The organism is Thermoanaerobaculia bacterium (genome assembly GCA_035260525.1).
Lineage (GTDB): Bacteria > Acidobacteriota > Thermoanaerobaculia > UBA5066 > DATFVB01 > DATFVB01.
This window is the reverse complement of the sequence record DATFVB010000024.1, coordinates 1-19,733: the sequence shown is the minus strand read 5'-3', so window position 1 is coordinate 19,733 and position 19,733 is coordinate 1. Positions and strand designations below refer to the sequence as shown.

General features: G+C 67.9%; 21 protein-coding genes. All 21 read left to right on the top strand.

Annotated features, from left to right (window positions below; all coding sequences use genetic code 11):
- Positions 1–98 precede the first annotated feature (98 nt).
- Positions 99–1,199 (top strand): SPOR domain-containing protein, encoded by a 1,101-nt coding sequence (locus VKH46_00920; GenBank protein ID HKB69374.1) that lies wholly within the window; start codon positions 99–101, stop codon positions 1,197–1,199.
- A gap of 4 nt (positions 1,200–1,203) precedes the next feature.
- Positions 1,204–2,460, top strand: coding sequence for an SAM-dependent methyltransferase (locus tag VKH46_00915; protein ID HKB69373.1), 1,257 nt, complete (start codon positions 1,204–1,206; stop codon positions 2,458–2,460).
- Positions 2,461–2,566: 106 nt separating this feature from the next.
- Positions 2,567–2,923 carry an NADH-quinone oxidoreductase subunit A gene (gene ndhC / locus VKH46_00910; protein HKB69372.1) on the top strand — a complete coding sequence of 119 codons (357 nt, stop codon included), beginning with the start codon at positions 2,567–2,569 and terminating at the stop codon, positions 2,921–2,923.
- Between the two features lie 13 nt (positions 2,924–2,936).
- Positions 2,937–3,422: an NADH-quinone oxidoreductase subunit B family protein gene (locus VKH46_00905; GenBank protein HKB69371.1), complete on the top strand. Its 486-nt coding sequence runs from the start codon at positions 2,937–2,939 to the stop codon at positions 3,420–3,422.
- Positions 3,422–3,994 carry an NADH-quinone oxidoreductase subunit C gene (locus VKH46_00900; GenBank protein HKB69370.1) on the top strand — a complete coding sequence of 191 codons (573 nt, stop codon included), beginning with the start codon at positions 3,422–3,424 and terminating at the stop codon, positions 3,992–3,994. Before VKH46_00905 ends, VKH46_00900 begins: the two co-directional genes overlap by 1 nt.
- 230 nt (positions 3,995–4,224) lie before the next feature.
- Complete coding sequence (locus VKH46_00895; GenBank protein ID HKB69369.1) at positions 4,225–5,304, top strand: NADH-quinone oxidoreductase subunit D; 1,080 nt, start codon at positions 4,225–4,227, stop codon at positions 5,302–5,304.
- Positions 5,301–6,437 carry an NADH-quinone oxidoreductase subunit NuoH gene (gene nuoH / locus VKH46_00890; protein HKB69368.1) on the top strand — a complete coding sequence of 379 codons (1,137 nt, stop codon included), beginning with the start codon at positions 5,301–5,303 and terminating at the stop codon, positions 6,435–6,437. Before VKH46_00895 ends, nuoH begins: the two co-directional genes overlap by 4 nt.
- Before the next feature lie 5 nt (positions 6,438–6,442).
- On the top strand, positions 6,443–6,922 hold the full coding sequence (locus VKH46_00885; GenBank protein ID HKB69367.1) for an NADH-quinone oxidoreductase subunit I: 480 nt from the start codon (positions 6,443–6,445) through the stop codon (positions 6,920–6,922).
- Positions 6,922–7,476, top strand: a complete 555-nt coding sequence (locus VKH46_00880) for an NADH-quinone oxidoreductase subunit J (protein ID HKB69366.1) — start codon at positions 6,922–6,924, stop codon at positions 7,474–7,476. Before VKH46_00885 ends, VKH46_00880 begins: the two co-directional genes overlap by 1 nt.
- A 43-nt stretch (positions 7,477–7,519) precedes the next feature.
- A complete protein-coding gene (gene nuoK, locus VKH46_00875) occupies positions 7,520–7,825 on the top strand; it encodes an NADH-quinone oxidoreductase subunit NuoK (protein ID HKB69365.1) in 306 nt (101 codons plus the stop codon).
- Between the two features lie 4 nt (positions 7,826–7,829).
- Positions 7,830–10,022: an NADH-quinone oxidoreductase subunit L gene (gene nuoL / locus VKH46_00870; GenBank protein ID HKB69364.1), complete on the top strand. Its 2,193-nt coding sequence runs from the start codon at positions 7,830–7,832 to the stop codon at positions 10,020–10,022.
- A gap of 14 nt (positions 10,023–10,036) precedes the next feature.
- Positions 10,037–11,692 carry an NADH-quinone oxidoreductase subunit M gene (locus VKH46_00865; GenBank protein ID HKB69363.1) on the top strand — a complete coding sequence of 552 codons (1,656 nt, stop codon included), beginning with the start codon at positions 10,037–10,039 and terminating at the stop codon, positions 11,690–11,692.
- Complete coding sequence (locus tag VKH46_00860) at positions 11,689–13,125, top strand: NADH-quinone oxidoreductase subunit N (protein HKB69362.1); 1,437 nt, start codon at positions 11,689–11,691, stop codon at positions 13,123–13,125. The genes VKH46_00865 and VKH46_00860 overlap by 4 nt, the downstream gene beginning before the upstream one ends.
- A 342-nt stretch (positions 13,126–13,467) precedes the next feature.
- Positions 13,468–13,698, top strand: coding sequence for an AtpZ/AtpI family protein (locus VKH46_00855; protein ID HKB69361.1), 231 nt, complete (start codon positions 13,468–13,470; stop codon positions 13,696–13,698).
- Complete coding sequence (locus VKH46_00850; protein HKB69360.1) at positions 13,695–14,081, top strand: hypothetical protein; 387 nt, start codon at positions 13,695–13,697, stop codon at positions 14,079–14,081. Before VKH46_00855 ends, VKH46_00850 begins: the two co-directional genes overlap by 4 nt.
- 24 nt (positions 14,082–14,105) lie before the next feature.
- Positions 14,106–14,864 (top strand): F0F1 ATP synthase subunit A, encoded by a 759-nt coding sequence (atpB, locus tag VKH46_00845; GenBank protein HKB69359.1) that lies wholly within the window; start codon positions 14,106–14,108, stop codon positions 14,862–14,864.
- 47 nt (positions 14,865–14,911) lie between these two features.
- Positions 14,912–15,223 carry a F0F1 ATP synthase subunit C gene (locus tag VKH46_00840; protein HKB69358.1) on the top strand — a complete coding sequence of 104 codons (312 nt, stop codon included), beginning with the start codon at positions 14,912–14,914 and terminating at the stop codon, positions 15,221–15,223.
- A 528-nt stretch (positions 15,224–15,751) separates the two neighbouring features.
- Entirely contained in the window at positions 15,752–16,390 is a 639-nt protein-coding gene (locus tag VKH46_00835; protein HKB69357.1) for a sigma-70 family RNA polymerase sigma factor, read from the top strand.
- 91 nt (positions 16,391–16,481) lie between these two features.
- A complete protein-coding gene (locus VKH46_00830) occupies positions 16,482–17,066 on the top strand; it encodes a zf-HC2 domain-containing protein (protein HKB69356.1) in 585 nt (194 codons plus the stop codon).
- A gap of 122 nt (positions 17,067–17,188) precedes the next feature.
- The gene (locus tag VKH46_00825) at positions 17,189–18,058 is read left to right on the top strand and encodes a hypothetical protein (GenBank protein HKB69355.1); all 870 of its coding nucleotides are present in this window, start codon (positions 17,189–17,191) and stop codon (positions 18,056–18,058) included.
- A gap of 108 nt (positions 18,059–18,166) precedes the next feature.
- Positions 18,167–19,733: methyl-accepting chemotaxis protein (locus tag VKH46_00820; protein HKB69354.1), on the top strand; the 1,567-nt coding region annotated here is incomplete at its 3' end.

Genomic DNA, 19,733 nt, shown 5'->3' with positions numbered 1-19,733 from the left:
CGCGTGCGCGCCGTCGAGGATCCGGTGTTCGCCGGATCCAACGGCGGTCTCGCGATCGCCCTCGACGCACCCGACACCGACTGGGAGAGCCTCGCCGGTTGAGCGACCAGGGGTTCCCCGGGGACCGAACCGAGATCCGCTCGCGGGAGCGCCGGAAAGTCCCGTCGGTGACCGACGTCGTCGACGCGGTCGCCCGGAGCCGCGAAATCCCGCCAGAACGCCGGCCGGAGGTCTTCAAAGCCGCCCAGCAGGTCTGCGCGGAGGAGCTGCGCCTCGCGCGGACGGGCTTCGCGCCCGCCTCGCTCGCCGAGCTGGTCGACCGCGCCGTCATGCTCCTTCCGCGCGATCTGGGGGGAGAACGCCTCGCGATCCGGGGCTGGGACGAGGACGCGCCGTTTTCGGAAGAGCCGCTCCCGGAGGTCGAGCCGATTTTTTCGCCCGAGGACCCGTTCGGAGGAGAACCGGCGCTCGCCGGCGAGTGGATGGAGGAGGCCGTCGAGCGAGCGGCCGCTCCCCGGCCCGACGCCGAGCCGGCGCCGGAGCCGGAGCCCGAAGCCGAGCGCGAGGAGGCGGAGGCCCCGGAGGAGATCGAGTTCGCAACCGCCGAGGAGTCGCCCGCCGCGGCGAGCGGCGGAAGGCTCGTGGCCGTCCTTCTCGTCCTCGCGATCGCCGGCGGCGTGTGGTTTTTCGCGAGGACGAAGCGCGCGCCGGCGCCGCCGGCCGGGACCTCCCAGCCGCCGCCCGCGTCGGCGATCCTCCCGGCGCCCGCGTCGGCGATCCTCCCGCCGACCGCGACGCCGGGGCCGCTGCCGGCGCCCGCCGCCGGCCCGTCCGCCGCGCCGCCGCCGTCCCTCCCGACGAGCGCCGCGGCTTCCCCGGGATCCGACGCGGGCGGGATTCCCGAATCGCGCGGCTCGGCGATGATCTCGCCCGACTGGTCCGGGCGTCGTCCGGCATGGATGATTCACTTCTCCTCTTTCCAGCGGAAGGAAAACGCCGACCGGGACGCCGCGCGCCTCGGCAAGCTGCTCGACCGTCCGCTCAGCGTCATTTCGGTCAATCTCGGGAAGCCCGGCCTCTGGTACCGCGTGATGCTCGGGGAGTACGCGTCGCGCGAGGAGGCGCAGGCGCAACGGGACGCGCTCGCCGCGAAGGGCACCCCGGGCGTCGGCCTCGTCTATCGGGTCACGGCTCCCTGACCGCGTGGTCCGCTCTCCCGACCCGTCGCTCGCCGCCCGCCTGACGGCGCGGATCGCCCGCGAGGGACCGATCCCGTTTTGCGATTTCATGGAAGCCGCGCTCTACGACCCGGAGGACGGGTACTACAGCCGCCGCGCCGCGATCGGCGAAGGGGGCGATTTCGTCACGTCTCCGTCGATTTCGCCGCTCTTCGCGCGGGCGGTCGCGCGTGTTTTCGCGGCGGACGCGGAGAGCTTCGCCGGCGAGGTCGTGTTCTGCGAAGCGGCCGCGGGGGAGGGGAGGTTCCTGCGCGATTTCCGGGAAGCCCTGTCGGAGATCGCGCCCGTCCTCGCCCGCCGGACGCGGCTCCGCGCGATCGAGCGGTCGGCGGCGGGCCGGGCCGCGATCGAGCGCGGCGCCGTCGCCGAGCGCATCGCGGCGGACGCCGCGGAGTGGGAGGGCGAGCGCTTCGAGGGATGGGTCTTCTCCAACGAGCTCTACGACGCCCTGCCGGTGCACCGGGTGGAGATGCGGAAAGGGAAGCTGCTCGAGCTGGGAGTGACGGTTGGTCCCCCTCTCCCGGCGGGAGAGGGTCGGGGTGAGGGAGACCCGTCGCCGCCCCGGGCTCTCTCCCCGGCGGCTTCGCCGCGGCCTCTCCCGCCTGCGTGGCCGAAGCCACTTCGGCGCGGCGAAGGCCCGCGGGGAGAGGCCGTCCGCGAGCCGCCAACCCGGGCGCAGTTCGCCTGGACCTCGTGGCCAGCCCCGCCGGCGCTCGCCGCGTACCTCGCGCGCTTCGGAGTCGAGCTCGCCGAAGGGCAGGTCGCCGAGATCGACCTCGCCGCGGCGCCGCTCCACCGCGCGCTCGCCCGGTTCCTTTCGCGCGGCCGGCTCGCCGCGTTCGACTACGGGCACCGCGCGCCGATCCTGTACCACTCCTCCGCCCGCCCGCGCGGGACGCTCGCGGTCCATGCGCGCGGAAGGCGCGGCGGCGACCCGCTCGAGCGGCCCGGAGAAGTGGACCTGACCGCGCACGTCAACTGGGACGACATCGCGGCGGCCGGCGAAGCCGAAGGGCTCTCGACGGACGCGCGGATGCGCCAGTCGGAGTTCCTGATTCGCGCCGGGCTCTTCGAGGATGCGGGCGACAGCCGCGTCGCCGAGACGCGCGACAGCCGCCTCGAGGCGATGCGCCTTTTCGATCCCGAAGGGATCGGAGACGCTCTCTCCGTCCTCCTGCAGTCGAAGGGGATCGGGCCTCCGAAATTTCGCTTCATGGCATGACGGGAGGAATCGCAGGCCTCGCGGGACGCCCGCCCGGACCCGCGGCGCTTGTGATTTCTTTCACATTGACTTCCCCGACCCGAATCGAGAAAATCCCGAGGCCCACATGGAATCGTATTTCTTCATCCTCGTGTTCGCGATCCTGGCGGCAGCCCTGCCGATCGGCACGATCGTCGTCGCCCGGCTCCTCCAGCACGGGATCCCGAATCCGGCGAAAGGGGAGCCGTACGAGTGCGGCATCGAGTCGCCGACGACCGCCTTCGATTACCGCTTCTCGGCGCGCTATTTCCTGATCGCCGTCCTCTTCGTCGTGTTCGACGTGGAGACGATCTTCCTCTTCCCCTGGGCGATCATGCTCAACAAGCTCGCGATTTTCGGTTTCATCGAGATGCTCGTGTTCATCGCCATCCTGGTCGTCGGCTACTTCTACGCCTGGAAGCGCGGAGCGCTGCAATGGGCATGAGGGACGCCGCCGCATGAGCCTTCTCGCCAACCGGTTCGAAGAAAACGTCCTCACCACCACCGTCGACTCCGTCATCAACTGGGCGCGGCGGAGCGCGATCTGGCCGATGCAGTTCGGGCTCGCGTGCTGCGCGATCGAGATGATGGCGGTGATGGACGCGCGGCACGACCTGGCCCGTTTCGGCGCCGAGGTGTTCCGCGGGACGCCGCGGCAGTCGGACCTGATGATCGTCGCCGGCACGGTCGTCGAGAAGATGGCGCCCGTCGTCAAGCGCCTCTACGACCAGATGCCCGACCCGAAGTGGGTGATCGCGATGGGATCCTGCGCGACCTGCGGCGGTCCCTACCGGACCTACGCCGTGACGCAGGGGGTCGACCGGATCGTGCCCGTCGACGTGTACGTCCCCGGCTGCCCGCCGCGGCCCGAGGCGCTCCTCTACGGGATCATCCAGCTCCAGAAGAAGATCGACGGGATGAAAGTCATCCGCAAGGCGTCCTGATGGCCGAGAAGCCTGCGGCGAAGCCGGCCGCGACCGACGCTTCCGGACATCCCTGGGTGGCCTCGATCGCCGCGGCCGTGCCCGGCGCGGTCCTCGCCGCGAAGGAATTCGCTCGGCAGGTCACCGTGACGGTCGCGCGCGAGAAGATCGTCGACGTCGGGCGGCACCTGAAGGACGCCGAGGACTTCAAGTACTGCGTCGACGTCACGGCCGTCGACTGGCGCGACCGCCAGCCGCGGTTCGACGTCGTCTACCACTTCTATTCCTTCTCCAAGAACGACCGGATCCGCGTGAAGCTCGGATGCGCGGAAGGGGAGGAGGTCCCGTCGCTCGCGACGACGTTCCTCGCCGCGAACTGGTCGGAGCGCGAGGTATGGGACCTCTTCGGGATCTCCTTTTCCGGCCACCCGGACCTGCGCCGGATCGTGACCTGGGACGGGTTCAACGGGCATCCGCTGCGGAAGGACTTCCCGATCGAGGGGATCGACACCGGCGCCGCGATCTACCCGGAAGAGTGGCCCTCCGGCGGCGGCCCCTCGCCGAACGACCCGAACCGGAAGATGCTGTCGTGAAGACAGCCGAACCGAGATGCCTCGTGAGGACGACAAGCGAATGGCAAGCCTCGTGAAGACAGCCGAACGAGACGCTTCGTGAGCGGCGAGGGAGAGGCTTCGTGAGCGACCGCACCCCCGAGCAGCAGGAAGCCGACTACTTCGCCGCGCGGGCGAAAGCCGCCGCGACGCTCCACAACCCTCCCGCGCGCACGGTGGCCGCGCCGAAGACGCTCTTCGACGTCACGGAGATGGAGCTCAACTTCGGGCCCCAGCATCCGTCCACGCACGGGGTGCTGCGGATCGTCCTGAAGGTCGACGGCGAGAAGATCGTCGACGCGATCCCGGACATCGGGTATCTCCACCGCGGCACCGAGAAGCTCTTCGAGACCGAGACGTATCCGATGGCGATCCCGCACACCGACCGCATGGACTACGTCTCCGCGGCGACGAGCAACCACGCGTATTGCCTGACGGTCGAGAAGCTCCTCGGCGTCGAGGTCCCGCGGCGCGCGCAGTTGATCCGCGTCGTCCTCGACGAGCTCCAGCGGCTCTCCTCCCATCTCGTGTGGCTGGGGACCTCCGGGATCGACCTCGGCGCGGTGACGCCCTTCTGGTACTGCTTCCGGGAACGGGAGCAGATCCTCGATTTCTTCGAGGAGTACTGCGGCGCGCGCCTGACGCTCAACTGCATGCGGATCGGCGGCCTGCCGTTCGATCTGACGCCGGGGTGGGTCGAGGCCGTCGGTTCCTTCATCGACGACTTCCCCTCCCGGATCGACGAGTACGAGACGCTGCTCACCGACAACCGGATCTGGAAGAAGCGCACGGTCGGGATCGGGGTGATCTCGGCCGAGGAGTGCGTCGAGTGGGGGCTCACGGGACCGGTGATCCGCGGCTCGGGCGTCGAGTGGGACCTCCGGCGCGCCCAGCCCTACGAATGCTACGACGAGCTCGACTTCGTCGTTCCGACCGGGAAGAACGGCGACACCTATGACCGGTACCTCGTCCGGATCGCCGAGATGCGGCAGTCGGCGAGGATCATCCGGCAGTGCCTCGACCGGCTCGAGCCGGGCGAGATCAAGGGGAAGGTCCCGCGCGTCATCAAGCCGGTCGCCGAGGAGGTCTACGCGTCGGTCGAGTCTCCGAAGGGGGAGATCGGCTTCTACCTCGTCTCCAACGGCACGAACAAGCCGTACCGCCTCCACGTGCGCCCGCCGTCGTTCATCAACCTGCAGGCGCTTCCGCGCCTGGCGCGCGGGCACCTCGTCTCGGATCTCGTCGCGCTGATCGGCACCGTCGACATCGTGCTCGGCGAGGTGGACCGGTGAGCCCGGCGGCGCTCCAGACGCTCCTGACGGCGGTGAAGATCCTCCTGATCGTCCTCGTCGTGCCGGCCGTCGTCGGGTTCGTGATCGTCTACGCCGAACGGCGGATCATGGGCTTCATGCAGGGACGGCTCGGCCCGAACCGGGTGGGTCCGCAGGGACTCCTGCAGGGGCTCGCGGACCTCCTGAAGCTCATGACGAAGGAGGACCTGACGCCGACCCGCGCGGAGAAGGTCAGCCATTTCCTCGGGCCGGTGCTCTCGGTCATCCCGGCCTTGACCGCGCTCGCCCTGATCCCGTTCGGCGAGAGCATCCGGATCGCCGGCGTCTCGACCCCGCTCTGGGTCGCCGACGTCAACGTCGGGCTCCTCTTCCTCCTCGGGATCACCTCGATCGGCGTGTACGGGATCATCCTCGGCGGCTGGGCGTCGAACAACAAGTTCTCGCTGCTGGGCGGATTGCGTTCCGCCGCCCAGCTGGTCTCCTACGAGGTGCCGATGGGGCTTTCGATCGTCGCCGTGCTCCTGATGTCGCGGTCGCTCTCGCTCGTCGAGATCGTGCGCGTGCAGGACCGGCTGCACCTCTGGTTCGTCTTCCCGGGACTCCTCTCGTTCTTCCTCTACTTCGTCTCGGGAATCGCCGAGACGAACCGCAACCCGTTCGACCTCCCGGAGGCGGAGTCGGAGCTCGTCTCGGGCTTCAACACCGAATACTCCGGGATCAAGTTCGCGTTCTACTTCCTCGGCGAGTACACGGCGATGATCGTCGTCTCCTCCGTCGCGGTGACGCTGTTCTTCGGGGGGTGGCTCCCGCCCTTCCCGCACCTGCTGCCGGGACTCCGCGTCGTGCCCGGAATGATCTGGTTCCTGGCGAAGGTCGGCGTCTTCATCTTCTGCTACATCTGGTTCCGGTCGACCTTCCCGCGCTACCGGTTCGACCAGCTCATGAACCTGGGCTGGAAGTGGCTGATCCCGATGGCGCTCGCCAACATCATGATCGTCGCGGGATGCGTCCTCGCCGACACCCGGCACGGGCGGGGCCTGCGCGTCCTCGGCTGGGTGTTCACGGCGTTCTTCGTCCTCCTCTTCGGGCTCTCGCGGCTCCGGCGGCGGCTCGCCGCCGCGGAGGCAAGGTAGGCACCATGGCCCTCAAGAAGTGGCTCGACAAGATCGCGCTCCTCGATCTCTTCGACGGTCTCGGCGTCACGGGACGGCACCTCGTCACGAAGAAGACGACGATCCAGTACCCCGAGGAGAAGAAGGAGCCTTCCGACCGTTTCCGCGGGATGTTCCGCCTCGACGAGGAGCGCTGCATCAAGTGCACGCTCTGCGCGATCGAATGCCCGATCAACATCATCTACATCGACTGGCACAACGAGAAGAACGAGGCGGGGAAGTCGGTCAAGGTGCTCGACCGGTTCGACGTGGACCTGAAGCGCTGCATGTTCTGCCAGCTCTGCGAAGAGGCGTGCCCGACCGTCCCGAAGTCGATCTGGCTGACGACGAAGACCTACGAGCTCGCGACGTACGAGAGGAACGAAGCGCTCTATCTCGGCATCGACAAGCTCACGGAGTGGGACGAGAACGTGAAGCCCTTCACGATCACGGAACGGGGGAAGTGATGGGGGGCGAGCTCCTCACCGGCCTCTCGGGCGGGATCTTCGCCGTCTTCGCCCTGCTCGCGGTCGTCTGCGCGATCTCGGTCGTGCTCGCGCGCAACCCCATCCACTCGGCGCTCTTCCTGCTGGCGACCTTCCTGATGGTCGCCGGGATCTTCTTCCTGCAGAGCGCGGAGTTCGTGGGCGCCGTGCAGATCCTCGTCTACGCCGGCGGGATCATGGTGCTCTTCCTCTTCGTGATCATGCTCGTCAACGTGCAGCAGCTCCCGACGACCGAGCCGTACCAGAAGCAGATCGTCGCCGCGGTCGTCCTCGGCTTCGTGCTCAACGTGCTCTTCGACGCCCAGCTCGTGCTGCAGCCGCTCGCCGGCGGCGCGCCGTTCTCTCCCGACGCCTTCCGGGACGTCGCGGGACGGGCGCTCGGCAACACGCAGGCGGTCGCCTGGGGGCTGTACCGGGAGTACCTGCTCCCGTTCGAGATCGCGTCGGTCTTCCTGCTCGTCGCGATCGTCGGAGCGGTCGTCCTGGGTCGGCGCTCTGTCGAGAAGATGGACTGAGAACGTCGAGAAGATGGACTGAGAACGTCGAAAAGATGGACTGATGAACGTCACGATCAACGACTACCTCGCGCTCTCCTTCCTGATCTTCACGATCGGCTTCGTCGGCGTGCTCGTGCGACGGAACTTCCTGACGGTCCTCATGTCGATCGAGCTGATGTTGAACGCCGTGAACCTCAACCTGGTCGCGTTCTCGCGAAGGCTCAGCAACCTGACCGGGCAGATCTTCTCCGTCTTCGTCATCACGATCGCGGCGGGCGAGGCCGCCATCGGCCTCGCGATCATCATCTCCCTCTACCGGCAGCGCAAGACGTTGAACGTCGACGAAGCCGACACGATGGAGGGCTGACGCGGTGCGCGACCTCCTCTGGCTCATCCCGCTGCTGCCGCTCGCCGGCTTCCTGGTCAACGGGATTCTGTATCTCGTCTCGCACCGGACGCACGGCGAGCCGCAGCTCGGCCACGAGGTGCACCCGGCGGAAGCGAAGGCGACGCCGTCGCCCGCGACGGCCGGGGACGCCCCGCCGCACGCGTCGGCGCCGTCGGCGCACGTCGACCAGCACCCGCACGTCCCGTTCAAGAGCGCGCACGTCTTCGTTTCGCTCGCGACGACCGGCCTCTCCTGCCTCCTCGCGTTCGGCGCGATCGTCGACTGGGTGAAGGCCGAAGGGCTCGCCCACGCGCACGTCGTAAAGCTCGCGACGTGGATCCCGCAGGGGGTCAACGCGCTGAAGGGCGGCGGCTCGGCGGCGTTCTCGGTCGACTGGGCCTTCCGCCTCGACCCCCTTTCGGCCCTGATGATCTCCTTCGTCACGTTCGTCGGGTTCCTGATCCACGTGTACTCGGTCGGCTACATGGGTCACGAGGAAGGGTTCGGGCGCTTCTTCGCGTACCTGAACCTCTTCATGTTCTCGATGCTGCTGCTGGTCCTCGGCGCGAACTTCGTCGTGATGTTCACCGGGTGGGAGGGCGTCGGGCTCTGCTCGTATCTCCTGATCGGCTACTACTACGAGAAGGATTTCGCGGCCGACGCCGGGAAGAAGGCGTTCGTCGTCAACCGCATCGGCGACCTCGGGTTCGCGCTGGGCATGTTCGGGATCTTCGCGATTTTCGGATCGCTCGACTTCGGGACGGTCTTCCCGGCGGCCGCGGCGCACCCGGAGCGCTTCGCGCCTTACGCGACCGCGGTCTGCCTGTGCCTCTTCGTGGGCGCGATGGGGAAGTCCGCCCAGGTCCCGCTCTACGTCTGGCTCCCGGACGCGATGGCGGGGCCCACGCCCGTGTCGGCGCTGATCCACGCGGCGACGATGGTCACGGCGGGCGTCTACATGGTCGTGCGCTGCAACGTCCTCTTCCGGATGTCTCCGGACGCCATGAACTTCGTCGCGATCATCGGGTGCGTCACCGCGATCCTCGCCGCCTCGATGGCCCTCGTCCAGAACGACATCAAGAAGGTGCTCGCGTACTCGACGATCTCGCAGCTCGGCTACATGTTCCTGGGATGCGGCGTCGGCGCCTTCGTCGGCGGCATCTTCCACGTCTTCACCCACGCGTTCTTCAAGGCGTGCCTCTTCCTCGGCTCCGGCTCGGTGATCCACGCGATGGCGGGGGAGCAGGACATGCGGAAGATGGGCGGCCTGAAGGAGGCCCTCCCGGCGACGCGCTGGACTTACCTCGTTTCGACGCTCGCGATCGCCGGCATCTTCCCGTTCGCGGGCTTCTTCTCCAAGGACGAGATCCTCGGCGAGACGTTCGGCCATCACCGGGTGTTCCTGTGGGGGATCGCGATTCTCGCCGCGATCATGACGGCCTTCTACATGTTCCGCAGCTACTTCATGACGTTCACCGGCGCGTTCCGCGGGACCGACGAGCAGAAGCGCCACCTCCACGAGTCGCCGGGGACGATGACGTGGCCGCTCCGCATCCTCGCCGTCGGGGCGATCCTCGCGGGATTCGTCGGGCTGCCCGAGGTCCTCTCGGGGATCGTCGGAGTGCCGCATGCCCTCGCGCGCTGGCTCTCGCCCATCTTCCTCGAGATCCCGGGGGAAGCCGTCGAGGCGCACCTGTCGCACGGCACCGAGGCGGCGCTCATGATCTTCTCGGTCACGATCGCCGTGATCGGAATCGCGATCGCCTGGCGCTTCTACACGGGAGAGCGCGCCTTCGAGCGGCCACGACGGCTCGCCGAACGGTTCCCGGCGGCGTACCGGATCCTGTTCAACAAGTATTACGTCGACGAGGCGTACGACGCCGTGCTCGTCGAGGGCCTCGGCAAGGGGGGCGGGCGGTTCCTCTGGGACTTCGACGCGCGGGTGGTGGACGGGTTCTTCGTCCACGGCGCGCGCAACGTCGTCCTGGCGCTCTCCTGGGTCTCCTCGTTCTTCGACCAGTACGTCGTCGACGGGCTCGTCAACGGCGTCGCCGGCACGCTCCAGGCGGGATACCGCGGGCTCCGGCGCGCGCAGACCGGGCGCGTGCAGAACTACGCGTTCGTGATGGGGGGAGGGTTCCTCCTCCTCGTCGCGGCGTACCTGATCTGGCGTTGAGAAGGAAGTAACGCATGGCATTCTTTCAGCAGCACATCCTGTCGATCGTCGCGTACGTCCCGCTGGTCGGCGCCTTCCTCCTGATCTTCCTCGTGCCGAAGGAGAAGAGCTCCGCGATCCGGCTCTGGGCGACGGTCGTCGCCGGGCTCGACTTCGTGATCTCGCTGCCGCTCTGGTTCTGGTTCGACCGGGGGAAGGACGGTTTCCAGTTCGAGGAGGTCGCGAACTGGATCCCGTCGCTCGGCGTGAAATACCACTTCGGGATCGACGGGATCTCGCTGCTCCTCATCCTGCTGACGACCCTCCTCGGGTTCATCTCCGTCTACTCGTCGTTCACGGCGATCCACGACCGGCAGAAGGAGTATTACGTCTTCCTGCTCCTCCTGCAGACGGGGATGCTCGGGACGTTCATGACGCTCGACTTCTTCCTCTTCTACGTGTTCTGGGAAGTGATGCTCGTTCCGATGTACTTCCTGATCGGCATCTGGGGCGGGCCGCGGAAGCTCTACGCGGCGATCAAGTTCTTCCTGTACACCCTGGCCGGGTCGGTGCTCATGCTCCTCGGGATCATCGCCGTCTACTTCTACAACACGAGCGGGGTGCTCGGCATGAAGGGGCTGGGAAACGCCCCCACGTTCGACATCCCGACGTTGACGGCCCTCACGCCGTCGATGCCGGTCTATTTCCAGATCCTCCTCTTCTTCGCGTTCTTCTTCGGGTTCGCGATCAAGGTCCCGATGTTCCCGTTCCACACCTGGCTCCCCGACGCCCACGTCGAGGCGCCGACGGCCGGATCGGTGATCCTCGCGGGCGTCCTGCTGAAGATGGGCACGTACGGCTTCGTGCGGTTCTCGCTTCCGATGTTCCCTGGTGCGATCACGACGCACTGGGTGGCGATCCTGATGATCGCGATCTCGATCGTCGGGATCATTTACGGGGCGATGGTGTCGCTCGTCCAGAAGGACATGAAGAAGCTCGTCGCTTACTCCTCCGTCTCGCACCTCGGGTTCGTCATGCTCGGCGTCTTCGCCCTGAATCCCGCGGGGCTGCGAGGCGGCATCCTCCAGATGATCAACCACGGCATCTCGACCGGCGCGCTCTTCCTCCTCGTCGGCATCATCTACGAGCGCCGGCACACGCGCATGATCGCGGAGTACGGCGGCCTGGCCAAACAGATGCCGATCTACGCAGTTTTCTTTCTCGTGATGGCGATGTCGTCGATGGGGCTGCCGTTGCTCAACGGCTTCGTCGGTGAGTTCACGATCCTGAACGGCGCGTACCTGCGCAACCCCTGGTTCGCGTTCTGGGCGCTCTGGGGAGTCGTCCTCGGCGCGGCGTACCTCCTCTGGCTCTACCAGCGGGTCTTCTTCGGCGAGCTCTCGAACCCGGCCAACCAGAAGCTTCCCGACATGAACGCCCGGGAGCAGTGGACGCTCATTCCGCTCGTGGTCTGCGCCTTCTGGATCGGGCTCTATCCTCAGCCGTTCTTCGACGTGATCGCCAAACCCGTCGACCGGATCGTCGCGACCATCCAGACGGCGTCGGCCGCGCAGACCGCGTCGCTGACCCCCTCTCCGGCGTCTCTTACCGCCTCACCGGCGGCGGCTCCCGCCGCCTCTGCGGCGGCGGCGCCGGCCGCCCTTTCTCCGGCGGCGGGAACGGCCCGATGACGATCCGCGCCCACGACTGGCTGCTGCTGTCGCCCGAGCTGCTGCTGTCGGCGGTCGCGTCGCTCATCCTGTGTCTGGCGGTCTTCACGTCGAAGGCGCGCGAGAAGGCGCTCGCCGTCGTCGCGCTCGCCGGGATCGCGGGGACCGCCGCGCTCCTGGCCGTGATCTGGAAGGACCCGACGCGGGCCACGCCGATCCTCGCCGGGATGTTCGTCGTCGACAACTTCGCGGTCTTCTTCAAACTCCTCGTGCTGCTGTCGGCCGGGCTGACGGTCCTCTCGTCGGTGCGTTTCGTCGGGGACGCGCCGTATCCGGCCGGGGAGTACTACGGCCTCGTGCTCTTCGCGACCGTCGGGACGATGTTCATGGCCTCCGGCGACAATCTCGCGTCGATCTACGTCGCGCTCGAGCTGATGGCGCTCTCCTCGTACGTGCTCGCCGGCTACTTCAAAGAGCAGGTGAAGTCGACCGAGGCCGCGACGAAGTACTTCATCCTCGGCGCCTTCTCGTCGGGCGTCCTCCTGTACGGCATCTCCCTCCTGTACGGGTTCTCGGGGAAGATGGGCCTTGCCGAGCTCGCGACGGCGTTTTCGGCGATCGAGGCGAACCGGATCCTCACGATCGGCGTGCTTCTCCTCCTCTTCGGCATCCTCTTCAAGATCGCCGCCGTGCCGTTCCACGTCTGGGCGCCGGACGTGTACGAAGGCGCGCCGACGCCGATCACCGCCTTCCTTTCGGTCGGCCCGAAGGCGGGCGCCTACGCGATTCTCGCGCGCATCTTCTACGTCGCGCTCCCGCATTTCGCGTCCGACTGGAAGCTCATCGTGGCGATCTCGGCCGCGGCCACGCTCGTCGTCGGCAACGTCGCGGCGCTCCTGCAGACGAACGTGAAGCGCCTGCTCGCGTATTCGTCGATCGCCAACGCCGGCTACGCGCTGCTGGGCGTCCTCGGCTTCGAGAGCGGAGGGATCCCCGCGATCCAGATCTACCTGCTCGCGTACACGTTCATGAACTTCGGTGCGTTCGCGCTCGTGATCTTCCTCGAGTCGCGCGGCTACGCCGGCGAGTCGATCGACGACTGGAAGGGGCTCGCGCGGCGAAATCCGCTGCTGGCCGGCGTGATGCTGATCTTCCTCCTGTCGCTCGCCGGGATCCCGACGACGGCCGGATTCATCGGGAAGTACTACCTCTTCGCGGTCGCGGTGCACGCCGGATACGGGTGGCTCGCGCTGCTGGCGGTGCTCGCGTCGGCGGTCTCGGTCTTCTACTACTTCCGGATCGTGATGGCGATGTACCTCTCCGAAGGGGAGGCGGCGCCGCTGAAGAGCTCGCCCGGAGTCGCTTTGTCGGCGGGAGTGTGCGCGGTGATGACCATGGTCATCGGCCTCGCCCCTCAACCGTTCATCGCGATCATTCAGCGCTGCGGCCTCTAGCGACGACGCACGGCGATACATCGAGCGGATGCCGTCGCACTCGCGTGCTCGGCGATCGGCGCGCTCGGCCCTCGCGTGCCGGCCGCTTCGCGGCTGACCCGCCGCGCTGCGCCGGGTCGCGCTGGAAACCCGGGCGCGTGCCCGCCCGCCGCGCCCTCAACGTACGCCCCGGTACGCCTCGGGACACGGCGGGCGGCCCCGCATCCCGTCCCGCTCGCGTCTCGCCGTGCGTGCGGTAAGGATCGCAAGGGCGGCTGGCCGTTACAGGGGCGCCGAGAATTCAACGTTTGGAGTCTCCACTCGCGCCCGCCGGTCGCCGCGACTCGCTACAATCCGCCCCGCATGGCGAACAAGCCCCGTTTCCGCGCCGCGGCCGACGCGATCACGCTCGGGATCGCGTTTCCGGCGTGCATCGCGGCGGGCTACTTCCTCGGCAAGGGCGCCGACCGGCTCTTCGGATGGTCCCCGTACGGCGCGTACGCGGGCGCCGCTCTGGGCATCGCGGCGGGATTCTGGAACCTGTTCAAGATCTCCCGGGAAGCGGACGAGGAAGACCGGAGAGGCCCGCCGTGACGCCCGCGGATTCGGTGCTTCGCCGCGTCAAACGGACGGCGCTCGTCCTCTCCGGCGTCGGCGCGGCCGCCGCGTTCGCCGCGTTCGGTCCCCGCGCCGGCGTCTCCTTGACGATCGGAGCGGCCATCGTTATATTCAACTTTTTCGTTCTGGAAAAGGTGATGGGAGGGTTCCTCGCCCCCAGAACCGGAATGAGATTCTCCGACGTGGCGGTTCCGGCGATGGGGTTCCTGGGGATTCTCCTGCTCCTGACCCTGGTCCTGAAGTGGAAGGAATTCGATATCCTCGCGGGCCTCGCCGGGCTCTCGGTCATCGTCCTGGCGATCGGTTGGGAAGGGATTCGGGGATTGAAAGGGAAAGAGACCGATGATCCTTCGAAATAAGACGATGAACGCGGAGCGCGCCTGATGGAGCATTCCTTCCTGTACGGGCCGGTGAACCGGTTCCTGATTTCCCTTCTGGGCGCCCCGCCCGTGGCGAAGCTGTCGCCGGGATGGCGGGCGTTCCTCTTTCCCGACGGGGAGAAGATCTGGCTGCAGGACAACGTCATCATGGCGTTCCTGCTCTTCGCATTCCTCGCCCTGACGCTTCCGCTGGCGCGCCGCACGTTCCGGAAGCGAAGCCCGAACTGGTTCCAGAACGCCAACGAGATGATCGTCCTCGCGGTTCGGGACCTGATCGACGACGTCGTGGGGCACGGCGCGGGGAAGAAGTATCTGCCGCTGCTCGGCGCGTTCACGTACTTCATCCTCCTTTCGAACCTGATGGGTTTCTTCTTCTTCCTCACGCCGCCGACGAGCTCGTTTCAGACGACCCTCGCGCTGGCCCTCACGTCGTTCATCTACTTCAACGCCCAGGGGGTCCGCGAGCACGGCGTCGTCGGCTATCTCAAGCACTTCATGGGGCCGATCCTGTTCCTCGCGCCTCTGATGTTCGTGATCGAGGTGATCAGCATCCTGGCGCGGATCGTGTCCCTCTCTCTGCGTCTGGCCGGCAACATCGGCGGCGAGCACATCGCGACCGGGATCTTCTTCGGGATGGTGCCGATCCTCGTTCCCTGGCCGATGATGCTGCTCGGCCTGATCGGGGCGCTCCTCCAGACCTTCATTTTCGTGATTCTCTCGACGATCTACATCGCGGGCGCCGTCGCCCACGAGGAACATTGAGAACGTCCCCGCGCGGGGATACCGTGATCAGAAAGGAGTTTCGTTCCATGTCGAAGAAAGGGTTCTACGGAGTGTTGACGATGCTGGCGCTCACCGCCGCGCCCGCGTTCGCCCAGGGAACCGCGCCGGGGACCGGCGGCGTCAAGTGGGGGGTCGTCGGGGCCGCCTTCGCGATCGCCGTCGCGGCCGCGGCCGGCGCGTTCGCCCAGGGCAAGGCGACCGCCGCGGCCTGCGAGGGAATGGCCCGCAACCCGGGAGCGGCCGGCGCGATCCGGACCATGGCGATCCTCGGCCTCGCCCTGATCGAATCGCTCGTCATCTACGCCCTCGTCATCGCGTTCTCGGTCCAGGGCAAGTAGCGCGAAGCGCGCACCCCCGACCCCTCCCCAGCTGGGGAGGGGTGGCTCGGCGCAGGCGAGCCCGGGAAGGGTAGTGCGAAGCATCGTCGGCCCCCGCCTCGGCGGGGGTTTTCTTTTTCCCTCCCCAACTGAGGGGTGGCTCGCCGCAGGCGAGCCGGGGAAGGGTGGTGCGAAGCACTCTTTGGCCCCTCCCCAGCTGGGGAGGGGTGGCTCGGCGCAGGCGAGCCGGGGAAGGGTGGTGCGAAGCACCCTTTGGCCCCTCCCCAACTGGGGAGGGGTGGCTCGCCGCAGGCGAGCCGGGGAAGGGTGCGAAGCACCCCGCGCCGTCTTGTCCTGTTCGGGTGACTTTTTGTCGCCGAAAGTTTCGGTGAAACGTTTTTCCTCTGTTTTTCGTAATACAGAATGGGAAGAACAAAGGCTCAAACCATTGAAAAATCTGGTGCCGTTTGCGGCAGACTCGAAACCGTTCCCGGGCAAGGGTCTTGCACTTCGTTTCGGCAGGGTTTGGAGGAAAACATGTTGAGTGTAGTGAAAACTTCCGATACGACGACGGGCGACGTCCAGAAGCCCTCGGAAACGACCGCCTGGGATTTCGATTCCCAGACGATGCCCTACGTGGATTCGCTCTACAACACGGCCTATCGGATGACGGGCAACTCGCAGGACGCCGAGGACCTCGTCCAGGAGACGTTCTTCAAGGCCTACAAGTACTACGACAAATTCGAAGAGGGGACGAACCTCAAGGCCTGGCTTTTCAAGATCTTGAAGAACACGTTCATCAACAACTACCGGAAGAAGAAGCTCGAGCCCAGGAGTGTCGAGTTCTCCGATATCGAGGATTCGTTCGAAAAGATCGTCCGCCACGACCCGGACGAGCAGCCGCTCGACCCGGAGTCGCAGTACCTCGCCAATACCATGGACGAGGGCGTCAAGAAGGCGCTCGAAGCGCTGCCGCCCGATTATCGGATGGTCGTCATTCTGGCCGACCTCGAGGACTTCTCCTACAAGGAGATCGCGGAGATCCTCGAGTGCCCCGTCGGCACGGTGATGTCCCGCCTGTACCGCGGCCGGAAGCTCCTCGAGAAGGCCCTGATGCGCTACGCCCGCACCCATGGATACATGCGCGGGGCAGGCCCGGTCCGGACCAGACTCAAGGCGCGCAAGTAGTTTCCCGGCCCTCCGGCGGAATACCCCTCCATTTTTCCGGGTTGTTGAGGGAGAATATCGCGACGCGGGCGCCGCGAGATTCTCATCGATCATGGACTGCGCGAGAACGCGATTTTTCCTGAATGCCTACCTCGACGGCGAGCTCTCGGAATGCGACCGTTTCGCGGTCGCCGGCCATCTCGCCCGTTGCGAGCGCTGCGCTCTGCGCCTCGAGAGCTTCCGGCGGATCCGGTCGCTGTTGAAGGACCGGAGCCCGCGCGACTGCGCACCGGTCGAGCTCCGGAAGCGCATCGCGCAACGGCGGAGTCCCGCGCGCGCCTGGCGCCGGGTCTGGCGCCCGGTCGTCGGAGCGACGGCGTTGTGCCTCCTCGTCATCCCCGTCGTCGCCGATTCGCTGACGAAGCCGGCGCCCGGCAGCCCGATCCTTTCCGAGCAGCCGGTCGAGCGGGTCGTCCACGGCCGCATGTTCTGCCTGCGTTGCGCGCTCCAGCCGAAGCTCGGGATCCCGGACACGCCCGGCTCGCCGCACCTCGCCGCGTTCCGGGCCGAGGACGGACAGGTCTGGATCCTCCTCAACCGCGACGCGTGCCCCGATTCCTTCCCCGAGGGGGACGTGGCGATGACGGGAGAGTTCTTTCCCGCGAGCCACCTCGTCGCCGCCGAGAGCATCCGCTGAGCGTCTGCGTCTCCGCGCCGGCGCGCATCGATCTCGCCGGCGGCACTCTCGATCTCTGGCCCCTCTACCTTTTCCATTCCCCGGCCCTCACCGTCAACCTGGCGATCACCCGGCGCGCGCGCGTGACCGCCTCGCGGGCGCCGTCCGGCTTCAGCTTCTTCTCCCACGACCTTCAATCGGAGGAGAACTTCGCGTCGGCGGCCGAGGCCACCCGGTCGGGTGTCGCGGCGCTCGCCGCCGAGGCGGCGATCGCGCTCGGGATCGCGGAGGGAGTTCGCCTCGAGACGGAGTCGGCGGTTCCGTTCGGGTCGGGCCTCGGCGGCTCCTCCGCGCTCCTCGTCGCCGCCGTTTCGGCCCTTTCCGAGCTCACGGGCGCGCCGCTCGATCCGGACCGGGCGATCGCCCTCTGCCGCGACGCGGAGACCCGGGTCCTCGGGAAACCCGCGGGGACCCAGGACTACGTTCCCGCGCTCTGCGGAGGATTCAACGTCATCTCCTACGGAGCCGGGTCGCGGTCGATCCGGACCGTTTCGGGCCCGTTCGAAGAGTTCGCGCGCTCGCTCGTGCTCTTCGACTCGGGGCGCCCCCACTCCTCCGGGTTGAACAACTGGGAGATCTACAAGGCGCACATCGACGGCGACCCGGAGGTGCGCCGCCTGCTCGAGGGGATTCGCGGCGCTTCGGAGAAGATGGCCGCCGCGCTCGACGCGGGAGACCTCGAGTCGATGGGCCGAACGCTCGCGGAGGAATGGAGCTTCCGGAAGCGCCTCTCGACCCGGGTCACGACGCCGTCGCTCGACGAAGCGGAGCGCCGCGCCCTGGCCGCGGGCGCGTGGGGGGCGAAGGCGTGCGGCGCCGGCGGGGGCGGCGTCATGGTCGTGCTCGGGCCCGCTTCGGCACGCGAGCGGATCGACGGCGCTCTGCGCGCCGTGCCGGGCGGTTCCGTCTTCGCGGCGGCGCCGGACGCGGAAGGGGCGCGCGTCGAAGTCTGATATCCTCGCCGGCAAGACTCGTCATGACCGTCAACGAAGCCCCGCGCCCGCGGCGACGGCGCCGCCGCGAACCGCCGGCGACGCGCCCGGCCGCGCGCCGCTGATCCGATGGACCCGTTCGCCCGCCACGGCCGCCGCGCGTCGCTCACGACCGAGCTCATCGCCGGCGTCTCGGCGCTCCTCTTCTTCTCGGCGATCGCCTATCTGATCTTCTTCAACCTGATCGCGCGGCGGGCGTTCCTCGAACGGCTCCGCCGGGAGGGCGCCTCGCTCGTCAAGACGGCGGCGGCGGGGAGCGGCTACTACGTCGACTTCCGCCTCGAGGCGAACCTGCGCGACATCGCGCAGTCGCTCCTCCTCAATCGTTCCGTCGACTACGCCGAGTTCCTCGACGCGGACGGGAAGCTGCTCGGCCAGAGCGACCCCGCCCGGCGGCCCGCGGCGCTGTCGCGCCCCGGCCGGCTGCCGGAAGGGGAGTTCCTGTTCTCGGCCCCCGTGGCCGACACTCCGACGTCGGCCCGGGTCCTCGACCGGGTCGGCGCCACGAGCCGCGCGGAGCTCGCGCGGGTTTCCGACGCCGCGCTCGTCGCGGCGGGCGTCGATCGCGCCGAAGCGGAGAACTTCCGGCGCACCGCGATCGTCGGCACGCTGCGGGTCGTCCTGAGCTCTCGCGACTGGGAGGCCGTCAAGCGGACGCTCTGGGGAGGAGGGGTCCTCCTCACCCTCGTCGTGCTCGGCGTCGGCGTCGCGGGGATCCTCGTCGCGACGCGCATCATGATCCGGCCGCTCACCTCGATCGCCCGCTCGGCCGAGCACCTCGCTTCCGGCGATCTCACGCGCCGCATCGTGACGCCGCACCGCAACGAGATCGGCGTGCTCGCCGCGTCCTTCAACGCCATGGCCGAGGGGCTCGCCGGGATCGCCCGCAAGATCCTGAGCGGGCAGCGGCGCGTGCGGGAGGTCGCCGAGGGAATCCAGCGCCACTCCCAGGCGGTCGCGATCCGGGCGGAGGCGCAGAACGAGATCGTCGACCAGGCCTCCGCGTCGATCGAGACGTCCGACGCGGACACCCGCGTCATCGGCGAGCGCATGGAAGACCTCTCCGCGTCGGCCGAGGAGACCGGCTCCTCGATCCTCGAGATGGCCGCCTCTCTCGAGGAGGTTTCCCAGCACATGGACGCGCTCCACGCCTCGATCGAAGAGATGTCGACCGCGGCCGTCGAGATGGCCCAGTCGATCGCATCGATCGACCAGTCGATCGAGAGCGTGAGCGCGTTCGCCGGGGAGACCGCCGCCTCCATGACCCAGATCGACGCTTCGATCCGGCAGGTGCGCGAGAGCGCGCGCAAGAGCGCGCTGCTCTCCGAGGGCGCGGCGCAGGACGCGGAAGGAGGCCAGGAGGCGGTGCTCCGGACCGTCTCCGCGATGTCGGCGGTGCGCGACGCGGTGCGCGGCGACTCCGCGCGCACGTCCTCCCTCGGCGAGCGATCCCGCGAGGTCGGCAAGATCGTCCGAATGATCGAGGAAGTCGCCGGCGAGACGCATCTCCTCGCCTTGAACGCGGCGATCCTCGCCGCGCAGTCCGGCGAGGAGGGAAAGGGCTTCGCGGTCGTGGCCGCGGAGATCCGGGCCCTGTCGGAGCGCGCCTCGGCCGGCGCGTCGGAGATCGGCGACC